The following is an 11,751-nucleotide window of genomic DNA, read 5'->3' as shown; positions in this document are numbered from 1 at the left end:
GGGTCGTTGATACACGCCTTGGTAATGGCGCATTTGGCGTTGTCGATGATGATCCGATCAGGAATCCCACCGAACCACTGGAAGGCATGCCGGTGGCAGGCGAGCCACGTCATGACCTTCTGATCCCAGACGATCTCGGCATACTGGTGCCGTGACCAGCAAAGCGTCATCACGAAAAACCAGGTCTTGCGGATCTCGCCGGTGACGGGGTCTACCAACTCCGGGCCGGCACCGAAGTCCACCTGGGCAGCCTCACCGGGGGCAAAAGTGAGACGCATGGTGGCCTTGGGCAACGTGGCTGGTGTCATCCTGCGGATCATCCGTTTGACAGCGGAGTAGCTGCCAGTAAAACCATGATTGCGGACCAATGCGGCGTGAATGGTGGTACCCTGAATACCTTCCGCTACCCACCGAGCGATCTGGGCTGCAAAGGGCTTCAGGGAAGACTCATGCTGCGTTGATGCAGGCTGAGCCCGATGCTGCAGCGCGGCTGCCAGTACCGCATCCTCTGGCAAGGGCTGATGGGTATCTAGCCAGCCCCGCTGGGCAGCGTTACGACGCAAAGCACCCAGCTTCTTACGGCCCATGAGGCCAGACCGGGCGATCTCCCGGTCCGTGTCCCCCTGGCGCATCCGTACCAATATCTGGCGAATGGTAAACATCTCGAACCTCCTGTTGCTCATGGTCACCTCCTCAAAAGCTGAGGACGATAACGGATCCAATGGAAGTTCGAGACCCTTATTCAGGAATCGTTGGTGGCGCCATTAAGGTGACCCTGAAGTGGCGCCATTACAGCGGCCCTCAGATGGCGCCATTATGCCGACCCTAGAGTGGCGCCATTAAGGTGACCCTGAAGTGGCGCCATTATGCCGACCCTGAAATGGCGCCATATTGGTGGCCGCTGACAGCCTCTTCGCCCAAGAGGATAGAAAGCGCCTCCTGCATGTGACCGGAAGATACCCCATGCAGATACAGCCAGGGGACCGTGGCCGCCACCGTCCGCGATTTCCGTACATACGGTGGCACCAGTGCCGAATGGAATTTCATCCCCGAACCGGAACGATCCCGAACCTTGGGGACCTTCACCGGTATGGGACCCAGGGATGTTAGGATCTCCCGCTCCGGCAGGTAACCGTTACGAACAACTGCTCGACGACCATCGACCGTCCGCACAGCAGAAAGCTCTTCCATCAATACAGTTACCTCGGCCTCTACAGCCTGTGCGATCAGGGAGCGTGCCGCTCGCCGAACCAAGCCTTCAATGCTCAGGCCCAGCTCTCCCTCATCACTCTCAAAAACGGTACTATCTTTCATGGCGCACTCCTTGTTGCTCATCGGATGTCGAAACCCTTTTTAGCAACAGTGCGCCGCCTTCCTCAATCTAGCTGTAACATTCCCATACACCAAAATCGATCATAGCTCGGCCTGCCCTTATCGGAGCGAATCCGGTATTGGCGGGGCCTATTGCGGAATGAACTGGCAAGCGATCCACGGCTGGCTCCCAGCTACCTGGAAGAAATCCGGGTAGCCCTGCGGGATGCCATTCACGAATTGGAGGAACTACGATGCAGCAAATAGGCATATTGATCCGCCCGAACGGGGCCGAGCTTCCCATACTGCGCATGGACGCAGATGGAACCATCCTGGTCCAGGGCACCTATGTCCAGTTTGAAACCACGATCAGGACGGCGATCCGAAGCGGCTATGAACTGACCAGAGCTATCCCGGATCTGCAAGATGCTTGGGAAACGGCCAGAGAGCGGAGCTACCTACAACCAGGAGTGTGTCATGCGTGAGAAATCTTATCTAACCCGCCGCTGATCTATACCCAGACATCAGAGATTTTCTCCCTCACCTCTGATGAATGTGTTTTGCGGCTATTAGCCAGCCTCGTGCTGGCTTTTTTTGAAAACACAAAGAATGACAAGGTGCTCAACTCGTTAGAAAAATGAACAACGAAAGACTATGTTGAATGCAAGATAAAGAAGGAGTACGCCACGGCATCGACATCGGGGCAGAGCAACCCTCGCGCCGCTACGCGTCACTCGTCTTGCCACTACCCCTGGCCCATTCCCGATCTATACCCAGGCATCTCTAGCTACCAGGAGATGTTCATGGCTGGCCATCTGATTCTTGTACGTCCCCACACATCCCTGCTGGACGGCCCTGTTGTTGCCCGGTATCTACATCAGATTGGCGGCCACTGCGGGTACCTCTTCGCTGTTGACCCGGACTATGCCAGGCATCCTTTTTACCGGCGGTTGTTGTCTTGGTATGGGCACATAACCGGCGGACACCGCATGGTGCCGCTGAATGCCCGGTCGCCCATGGCGATTCGGCAGATTCTGCGCGAGCTCGCGAATGGTCACGGCGTTGTTCTGTTCCCCCAGGGAACGGGCTTGCTGGATGCCAATCGCCCGGACATGCCCGGAGCTGAATGGCTCATCCGCAAGTCTCGTTGTCATGTAACGGTCTTGGCTCTGGACCATTCCCGGCTTATACCAGAGGTGTTATCGGTAGACACTCATGTAGACAAAACATCAGACCGCTTCTATTATGTAAATAGAAACCCTAACAACCTGTCTGGTTATAGATCACATGAAGCGCATGGACCTGCTGAACAGACTGTCCCGCCTCGAACAGAAGGGCATTGTTGCCTATTCTGTCGGGGATCTGGAAAAGGTTTTCCCGGAGGATGATCCAAAATCCCTAGAAAAAGGCTTGCAGCGTATGACTAATGACGGCCTGTTGGTCCGCGCTGCCCGGGGGGTATATGTATTTGCCCCGGCTGTTCCCCGTTATCGAGGATGGTTGATTGAACACATTGCCCAGGTTTTGCGTCGGGGAGACTTCAATTACGTTTCGCTGGAAAGCATCCTCTCGGAGTACGGCGTAATTTCACAGATCCCCATTGATTACATGACAGTAATGACCACGGGAGCGAAGGGTCTCCACAAAACTTCGTTCGGCACCATTGAGTTCACACACACCAAGCGAAGTATACCCGATCTCCTGGAAAGGACGCTGGTTGTCAAGGGGCGGCCCTTGCGCATCGCCAAAAAGTCGGCCGCCATCCAGGACCTTCGTCGTGTGGGAAGGAACATGGATATGATTGACTGGGAAGAGGCAGAAGATGACGAGTAAAGAGGATTTTGCGCACTATGTAGATATGGCAATGCAGGCAGATGGCCTTGGTTTTCTGCGCCCTGTGGTGGAGAAAGAATTGCTGCACTACGAGATATTCAGCGCCCTGGATCAGGAAGGAGTACTCAATAACCTGATTTTTCAGGGTGGAACGTCGCTGCGATTGTGCCATGGTTCGGAGCGTTTTAGCGAAGACCTTGATTTTGCAGGCGGAAAAGATTTTGACGCTCGCAGCATGACAAACATCAGAGATTGCATTGTCGGGAAGATTGGCAAGCGGTTTGGTTTGGATGTTGCCGTCCGAGAACCGAAGGAGAATTCTGTAGAGAGCGATGTCCGCGTTGCCAAGTGGACAATTTCTATCCAGACAAGTCCGGAACGCCCTGATATTCCGAAGCAAAAGATTAAATTGGAAATTGCCAACGTTCCAGCCTACTCTCGTGAAATTCTCCCCTTGCGGATCAATTATTCTGTTCTGGAAGGCCGTAGTCAGCCATTGGTAGCGGTAGAGTCAAAAAATGAGATTCTGGCGGACAAGCTGATTGCCCTGCCGGCTTCCATCTCCAGAGTCAAGGACTCGTCCATGGAGTTTACTCCATCGCGGATCAGGTATCGTGATATTTGGGATATTGCATGGCTTGCCGGTCAGGATACGCAGATGGAGGCAAGCATGGTTAGAAGAAAAATTGCGGATTACGGCATGGCGGATTTTCCTCAATTGTTGGATCGCGCTATTTCCGCTATTCCCGTAATTTCCGGAAGCGATGCTTTTCGAGCGCAGATGGCACGCTTTCTGCCGCGACATCGGCATAACCAGGTTCTTGGAAACCCTGGGTATGAAAAATACTTCGAGAACGCTGTGAACGGGATTCTCACCCGTTTGCGGAAAGATCTGGAAGTGGATGTCCGCAGCGATGGCGTTAGCATGCACGGGGCAAGAAAGAGAAAAAAGCCGGGCGTGGAATTGTAGGTCCCGAGTCATCCGGAAAATCTGCACGGAATCTGGAAGATAACGCTTCCTCTACCGTGTGCTTACCCCCCTGCCCTGCTTTCCTGCTGGCTGATTTTGTTGGACTGGGCTCGCCGTTCAAAAAGCCAGCAAAGGCGACAAAGGCGACTTTTGCGCCGAACGCGCCCAGGGCAAGAAAGGTGCCCCAAGGGCAAATTTGGGGCCCTCCCGCGTGTGCTGCACAGGATGGGCTTTAACCACTAAAGCACTAATAGAGTGGGTGGTGCGCCTTCTGCGCCCTCATCTAGGGCAGGGGGTATGGGGGATAGAGCGCGCACCTATGAAGGCGCAGAGGGGGCGATTTGAAGAAACGACCCGCCCCGGCCGCCATCTGCTTATCTCAAAGCTGCCTGATCTATACCGAAGCGTGTCTCACGAAATAGGACAGGTATTACTATGAAGCGTTTTTTTGTTTTGATCGCAGCCTTGACTGCATTCACTGCTGTATCGGCCAACGCCACGACGCTCGTTGTTGGTTTTAACAACGTCGGCATCAGCGCCGGACCTGGCATAAGTATGACCCTCCCCGGCGGATACCTTTCCGGTTATCAGGCATTGGGCGCAGGGTATGGCATCAGCGCCAGATTCACGGGTGCCGGGGGGAAGAATGACGCCACGTTTTATGCTGGCCATCTCGGTGTAGGCAAGTCGTTTTCCCTGAACGGCCTGGGCAGGGTAACGCCATCGCTGCGGGTCGGCTTCCAGAGCCTAAATGTTGGCATGGCCAATCTGTCTGCGGGTTATGCCGGAATTCATGTTCGCTATGTGTATCCGGTGACCAATGCCGTACATCTGTATGTGGCGGGCGGCTTTGGTCGGGATTTCGCTACCAGCGTTTCCGGCATGAAAACCATCGGTGGCCTGGAGTATAGCGGCGGAGGCGGAGTCTGGTTCAACACGGGCTATGGCGCGCTGCAGGCTGGATACCAGTATCGGCATCTGCCCCTCTCCACATCATCGGACCTGCATTTGAATACGGGTCAGGTTGTCATTGGTTACGCTGTGCGATTCTAGTATCTCCTCTAGCCCTTCCCCTCCCCGGCTCCGCCGGGCTTTTTTGTCGTCTTCGGGTATACCCAGAAATCCCTGATCTATACCCACGCAGTTGGAGCCTAACCTTGCTGGAGACTGCGAAATGCCTACCCCTACCCCTTCCCGTTCTGGGAGCGAGCGCAAAGAGCGCCGAGACCTACGACAAGAAATAGCTGACAAGCTGGTAGAACAAATCGAAGCTGGTACTGCCTGGTTCCAGAAGCCTTGGGTGGCCGGTGAGGTTCAATTACCGGTCAATGCGGTTACAGGAAAACCCTACTCTGGGGTCAATATTGAGAATCTGATGATGTTCTCGCCGGATCCATCTGATCCGCGCTGGTGTACTTATAACCAGGCGAAGGAGAAAGGTTGGCAGGTACGCGAGGGCTCGCACGGCTCCTCTATTGAAGTGTGGAAAGAGTATGACCACACCCTCACCGCCAAGGAAAAGGAGGAGAAGCGCCGCATTTACGAGGAGCAGATTACTGACCCGGACATGCGCAATCAGGCCCTTGGACGGATTCCTGACAAGGAACGGCGCCTGACTGTCAAGTATTATACGGTTTTTCATGCCAGCCAGATTGACGGTATTCCGCCATTGGAGCGTCCGGATCGCACTCATGTGATCGAGGGCGAGCCCGATGAACGCTTGCCTGGGCTGGTGAGCAACATGGGTGTAGAGCTGCGCTACGGTGGTAGCCAGGCTTTTTACCGCCCCTCCGAGGATCGGGTTCAGATGCCCCCTGTGGAAGACTTTTTGACGGCGGCAGGGCACGACACGACCCTGTTGCACGAGCTTTCCCATTCCACAGGTCACGAGCATCGTCTGGGGCGCAGCCTGGGCAATCCCTTTGGCAGCCCGGAATATGCCAAGGAAGAACTGCGGGCGGAGTTGTCGGCGGCCATGACGGCGGCAAGTCTTGGCATTGGTTGGGATCCGGCAGCGCAGGACCAGGAACAGGGTCGCGAATTGGGAAACAGCGCCGCCTATCTATCCAGTTGGTTGAAAGCACTCCCTGAAAAAGAACGCAAGCAGGAGCTCGTGGCTGCCATCAAGGATGCGCAGGCTATCAGCGGCTATTTGCTGGACCGTACCCCAGAAATGGAACGGAAAGCAGAGATAGGGGTTGGTATCGCGGATCCATCCCCGGAGGTAGCCGCGCCAAGTCCTGATACGGGCAGTCTGTTGCAGTATCGCCATGAAGAAGACCGCATGGGCGGGATTGTCATTATCCGCGCCCGGGACGGGGTGGATGAGGCGCAAGTCTATTTGCAGCCTGGCGATGATGCCAATTCGTTGCGAACTGAGCTTGAGACCGCCGGAAAACTGCCGGACGGCAGGCGCGAAACAGTGATCCAGAGTTTGTTGGATCAGTACGATGATGTGATGCAGCCCATTGAGCAAACCCGTGGGCTTGATGCAGATTTAGTCGCGCATTTACAGGAATATGCCAAGCTGGACCAAGGTATCTCCCGAATGGACTGGCTCCGGGATGCGGCCATGCGCGACCCGGAACAGGCAGAACGCTGGGCAACAGAACTGCGCGGCAATCCTCACGGGTACGCAGAGCAGATTAGTCTGGAGGCTGACAACATCCTGGGCATTGCTACTCAGATGGAGCAAGGCGTGGCGAGGATGAAGACTCCAGAACTGGGCGACTTGGTGAAGTTCACCCCGCATAAAGAAAACGTCCTCACCGACCCCGATTTCACCCCCGGCAACGGCGCAACCTATTCCGGCCCCTTTTCCGGTCGAGTCGTGGATAAGTTGAGCACGACAGGCGGCGATTACCGCTACCAGCTACGCGCCGAAAGCGGCCAGGAAAAGGGGATGGAGACGCGAGTGTATGGCCTGGACGGCGTTTTCGAGAGCATCGGTCTGGAACAAGCCCATGGTTTCGAGAGTAACAGGCAGATCGAGGAGCCCCCGCTTGAGAAAGTAGCCATGTGGATGAGCCTTTCGCAACGGATGGCTACTGAGCAGGCCATGGCAGGGGAGGATGGGCAATTTTTCCGCGACAAGATGACGGAGTTGGCTGGCATTATCGACAAAATGCCCAAAACCTATGAAACAGGCGACTTACCCGATGAGCAGAAGCCCGTCAGCCTGCGCTACTTTGGCCCCGGTGGTTCCCAGTGGTTCCTCATCGAAAAAGACCGGGGAGACCCAGAAACGGACGGGCCGAACGGTCCCCGGCAGTTGCAGGCGTTTGGCCTTGCTGATTTGGGGCAAGGCTTCCCCGAGATGGGGTACATCAACATCGAAGAGATCACCACGAACCCGCTGGTTCAACTGGACTACCATTTTGAGCCAACAAATCTCTTGGAGATTAAAAAGGCTCATTACCCGGAGTTGATCCGTCCTGATCCGGAGCAACAGGCATGGGAGAAGTTTCGGGAGACTCGGGACCAACTGCCAGGGCGGATAGACACGCTCCTCGAACAAACGCAAGCGACGGCAGGGAAGCTCGATCCCGAGGATGAACAGGGCCAGATCAAGCTGCGCAAGGATTTTCAGGCAGGTGTTGACGAGGCTTTTGGCATCATCACCGAAGGCCCGGATCGCGGTGCTGATAAGCATATTCTAGCCTTACACAATGCCGGCATTCCTCCGAACTCGATTTCAGAAAGCCCTGATGTGCGGAAGTATCACGAGGAAGTAGAAACGCAAGGGGAGCGGGTAAGCGATTTCCGGCACAAATTGGACGCGCAGCTCAAAGCCCAGCTGCAGGAACGGGGCAAAGGGATTTTGCAGGCGTTGGATAACCAGGTGCCGGGCGCCGAAATCTCCAAAGAACGCGAGGCGGTGGCGGTGTATTGGAAACACGGAATCGTCGCCGTCAATGAGAATAGCCCGAATGTGAAGCAGATGCTGGCTGACATCGAGCAGAAGAACTTGCGCAAAATGCTGGGATTGATCGGGCACAACAGCCAAAACCCGGCCTCGCAGGAAGTTTATACCCGCATGACCGGCATTGCCCTGGGCAAAACACAGAAAGAGCGGGTGGCCCAACTGGAAGCCTGGGCTGGGCCGGAGAAAACCGCTGCATTGCAGGACCGCCGGCAACAGAAAGCGGTTGATGCGCTGCATGCGCAGTTACGCGATGCCCATGAGAGGATCGGCAATGTTCGCATCGGCATGGACGAGCCTTCCCATGGGGGCAAGTTCACGGTGGACGGCCGGGATTATCTGACGATCAAGGCGTCCCACGGGATAGATCATGTGTACACCGAAAAGCAAGGTGCCGCGACGGCGTATCGCTTGCGTAATCCAGAGACGGGTCGGACCAGTGGGATCAAGAGCCGGGAGTTCACCGAGTTCGCCAAGGCGGTACTGGCCGTGGATCCCAGCGGCGACATGCGCAAGGCCCTGGAGACGGTCGGTATCCCGACCCCTGATCGGGGGTTGTCCGACTTTCTGCGGGAACGCCAGCAAGTTCGCCATGGCGAACATCCGGGCTATGCCGGACTGGGGGATTCCGTTGCGAATGCGGAGGATTTCGAGCGGAATGCCGTGTTGCAAGACCGGGACCAGGCGCAGGCATGGGTCAGGGAAATGCGCGAGCATTCCCAGATCTATAGCGCTGTGGCCGGGCTATCTCCGGACAGCATTGGAGCCATGGCAGGGCGCATGGAGGGGGTCCTTGTCCGAGAGCAACAAAAGATCCCGGAAAAGGCTCTGGACGCGGCGGAGGTAACACCGGCCATCGAGCAAAAGGGGCCGCCCCGCTACCGGGAATTCACGCTGACAAATCTGCCAGTGCCATCGCTGTACCGGCCGGAGAAGATGCCCTCCCTCTCCCCGGAAGGAATCCGGGACGTGTTTGGCAAGCAACCGGACGAATTCGCTCCTGGCGTCGAAATGGTCCCGGTCCAGCGCATTGCCGGACGCATCCTGGCAACCGATGGCTACAACGGTCTGATGATGGATACCAAAGACCATGGTCCCGTATTTGTGGATACCAACGTCCGCAAGTTCCTATGGAATGAGGCCGTGGGAAAAGAGGCCGAAAAAGCCATGCAGGAGGGGGCGACCGTTGTCCTGTCGATCTCTGAAGACGGTACTCGGGTATCGCTGAACAGTGCCACGGTGGACTTGGGCGATGAGCCGGCAGTGCCACGAGCACTGTTCACGAACAAGGAACTCGATGTGCTGCTGAAACAGCGCGAGTTTATTGAACACAAGGTGCTGCTGGATGCGTTGCGCCAAGATCCAACAACCAGGGATCTGGAATCCATCCTCGCCAAATCGAGGAATCAAGAGCAGGACCGGGGTACACCAGGCCCGCAACGAAAGGATGGCCCCGTGCAAAAGGCCGTGTATCGCGCCCCGGCTCGAAAGGACAAGAGTCAGGGCCAAGAGCGGTAATTTTTTCTGGAAGGAGACTACCAAAATGGCAACGAATCGTTTGATGCAGCGGAACAACCTGGCGGATGCGTTTATCCCTGTCGGGGATGATGCCACCAACAAGGCGCTAGCGGAGGCTCGCACGCAGGTGGGAGATGCGGAATGGAAAAAGGGCTTTTCCCCTGAGACCAAAAAGATCGTCAGGGACACCCTGAAGGCCCACGGTGTGCGCTATGAAGAGCGTTTGCAGGGCAAGTTGCTGGATGTGCAAACGGCGGAAACTCAGGCCAATGGAGAGACGTTCCATAAGCTGCGGGTCACCCTGGAGCATGATGGCGGCAAGACTACCCTGTCGGCGGATATGGACTCAGAGTTTGCCCAGCGGCTGGTCACGAAGCTGGATACTGCCTCTCGGGAACATGCGGGGGAGGAGGTTACCATTGGTGCGTTTGCCTATCTTGCAGATCGTAATGGGCGGGAGTTCGTTAATCATGCGGCAACTATGAAAGATGCCGCTGGGCAGGAAATTCCTGCTGCCCCAGGACATTTTCAAGCCGCACAGGAAAAAGCACGAGCGGCCCAGGAACCCCTCAAGACTGCGGGGATCGCGGATAAGAAGGTGCTCAATTCGATTGCCGAGACCACACGGGAAGCCTATTTCAAGGGCTTGGCGGACGACCTGCACAGCCGCTTTGTAGAGAGGGGGATCGCCCCAAAAAAGGCAGAGCGGGAACAGTATCCCGCCCTGGAGGCGGGCGTGAAGGACCCGGAGGGCAATTGGCACAACCTGAGCCTCCACGAGAAGGAGGGGCGCCTGGTCGGGACCTTGCAGCGCCGGGAAGCGGACGGCTATCAGAAGGTCCCGCTGGTCTTCGAGAAGACGGAGAAGGGACTGGAGGCGACTGCCAGCCTGGAAGACGGGACCCCGTTGTCGGTTGTTCTGTCAAAGTCGGAGCCTACTCCGTCCGGTCTGGAAAAGGTCAATGTGATCGTGTCCCAGAACGGCACCCCGATTCATGAGCATCCGGGCCGCCTGCGGGAAAATGCGGCGTTGCAGAAGATCCCGGAGCATCGGGAGGGGAAGGCCATCCGGGAAGCGTTGGGTGTGGACCCGCAAATGCTGAAGCCCTACGCCCCTGGCCAGACCCAGAGCCGGGCACCTGCCAAGGCGGTTGAGAAGGCCCAGGGGCAGTCGCTATGAGTATGACCGAAGAGCTCCTGGAATGGGCAGAGGAAGAACAGCAACACGGCAGCGAAGGACACCGCGTAGCCGTTGGAAAAATTCTGCTGCAACTTCGTTCCTTGCCGGATCCCGAATCTTTGCCGGTGGGGACTACCCAGCGATTCCTCGCCCAGCGGCGGGTCGAACGCCTTCTGGAGCGTGCGGAGGAATTAGGCTTCGAGACCCCCGGCAAGGCCCTCAAGAAAGAGTTGGGTAAGCAGGTGGCCGGCAAGGCATTGGGTCTTCAACTTTGACGCAAGGGAGGCAGAAATGCTGAGAGGATTCTTCAAGGGCTTGATGCCAAAACGCCTGGAGAGCGCCACCAATGCCGCCCCCCAGGGCGGTGGCCCATGCACGTTGTGGATTGGCGGGCACCCGGAGCAAATGCGGATGGTGGACGACCCCCAGGGTCTTGGGGCGTATCAGTTGGCGGTAGAGGCCCTGATCAGGGAAGAATCCCCGGACATCATCTACTTGTTTTCGGATGATCCCGAGGACCTTTCTGTGGTCCGCAAGGCGCTGGCCTATCTGTCGCGCATTGGCGGGCAGGTGGCAGTGGCCTGGCAGCTCCCGGATGCAGAGGTAGCGGAGATGTTTGGCGTTACGGAGCGGGAGTATCAGTCGGCGGTGGTGAACCCGCAGGGAGATGCAGCCACCCTGTCGGGATAAGTACCGATGTTTGTTTCTCGACCCGGGGGAGGGCTGGATTTTGGCTATTTGCCAGAAGATGTCGCCCGGACTATCCGTAGACAGCCTGGCCCCATTCGTCTTCTGGAAAGCGACCTGCAGCACATCGAGGAACGGCACGGTGATCAGATCCGGCAGGCAGGTTTCCAGGATGTGATTCGATTCCTGGAGGAATCCTCGAAAAGCTACAACGCGATATATCGCGGGGATAAGAGGATGCTGAAAAAGTCCGTGGTATAATTGCGTAACGTTAGAAATCTGGGAGTTGCGTCATGCGCGGAGCCAAGGTGGAGACCCAAGGGATGTTCA

At 56.6% G+C, this 11,751-nt stretch carries 10 protein-coding genes and 1 pseudogene; 8 read left to right on the top strand and 3 right to left on the bottom strand.

All coding sequences use genetic code 11. The features are described from left to right. The coding region (gene istA, locus RTI30_RS09075) for an IS21 family transposase (protein ID WP_312283685.1) at positions 1-662 on the bottom strand (662 nt) is incomplete at its 3' end. A gap of 244 nt (positions 663-906) precedes the next feature. Then, positions 907-1,314 (bottom strand): annotated as a pseudogene (locus RTI30_RS09070) (transposase); the annotation flags it as partial. Between the two features lie 251 nt (positions 1,315-1,565). Here RTI30_RS09070 and RTI30_RS09065 point away from each other — a divergent pair. Beyond that, positions 1,566-1,796, top strand: coding sequence for a hypothetical protein (locus RTI30_RS09065; RefSeq protein ID WP_312283683.1), 231 nt, complete (start codon positions 1,566-1,568; stop codon positions 1,794-1,796). Positions 1,797-2,183: 387 nt separating this feature from the next. Here RTI30_RS09065 and RTI30_RS09060 read toward each other — a convergent pair whose 3' ends face one another. Next, positions 2,184-2,465 carry a hypothetical protein gene (locus tag RTI30_RS09060; protein ID WP_312283682.1) on the bottom strand — a complete coding sequence of 94 codons (282 nt, stop codon included), beginning with the start codon at positions 2,463-2,465 and terminating at the stop codon, positions 2,184-2,186. 133 nt (positions 2,466-2,598) lie between these two features. Between RTI30_RS09060 and abiEi the strand changes: the two genes are divergently transcribed. From abiEi to RTI30_RS09025, 7 genes are all read left to right on the top strand, one after another. Beyond that, the gene (gene abiEi, locus RTI30_RS09055; protein ID WP_312283681.1) at positions 2,599-3,144 is read left to right on the top strand and encodes a type IV toxin-antitoxin system AbiEi family antitoxin; all 546 of its coding nucleotides are present in this window, start codon (positions 2,599-2,601) and stop codon (positions 3,142-3,144) included. Next, entirely contained in the window at positions 3,134-4,114 is a 981-nt protein-coding gene (locus RTI30_RS09050; protein WP_312283680.1) for a nucleotidyl transferase AbiEii/AbiGii toxin family protein, read from the top strand. Before abiEi ends, RTI30_RS09050 begins: the two co-directional genes overlap by 11 nt. 435 nt (positions 4,115-4,549) lie before the next feature. After that, positions 4,550-5,167, top strand: coding sequence for a hypothetical protein (locus RTI30_RS09045; RefSeq protein WP_312283679.1), 618 nt, complete (start codon positions 4,550-4,552; stop codon positions 5,165-5,167). A gap of 121 nt (positions 5,168-5,288) precedes the next feature. Next, positions 5,289-9,554, top strand: coding sequence for a zincin-like metallopeptidase domain-containing protein (locus tag RTI30_RS09040; RefSeq protein WP_312283678.1), 4,266 nt, complete (start codon positions 5,289-5,291; stop codon positions 9,552-9,554). A gap of 25 nt (positions 9,555-9,579) precedes the next feature. Further along, positions 9,580-10,734 carry a hypothetical protein gene (locus RTI30_RS09035; protein WP_312283677.1) on the top strand — a complete coding sequence of 385 codons (1,155 nt, stop codon included), beginning with the start codon at positions 9,580-9,582 and terminating at the stop codon, positions 10,732-10,734. Then, positions 10,731-11,009 carry a hypothetical protein gene (locus RTI30_RS09030; RefSeq protein WP_312283676.1) on the top strand — a complete coding sequence of 93 codons (279 nt, stop codon included), beginning with the start codon at positions 10,731-10,733 and terminating at the stop codon, positions 11,007-11,009. Before RTI30_RS09035 ends, RTI30_RS09030 begins: the two co-directional genes overlap by 4 nt. A gap of 16 nt (positions 11,010-11,025) precedes the next feature. Continuing rightward, the gene (locus RTI30_RS09025) at positions 11,026-11,424 is read left to right on the top strand and encodes a hypothetical protein (RefSeq protein ID WP_312283675.1); all 399 of its coding nucleotides are present in this window, start codon (positions 11,026-11,028) and stop codon (positions 11,422-11,424) included. Positions 11,425-11,751: the final 327 nt, after the last annotated feature.

Source organism: Candidatus Igneacidithiobacillus taiwanensis, from assembly GCF_031962545.1.
Lineage (GTDB): Bacteria > Pseudomonadota > Gammaproteobacteria > Acidithiobacillales > Acidithiobacillaceae > Igneacidithiobacillus > Igneacidithiobacillus taiwanensis.
This window is presented reverse-complemented; position numbering and strand designations above follow the sequence as displayed.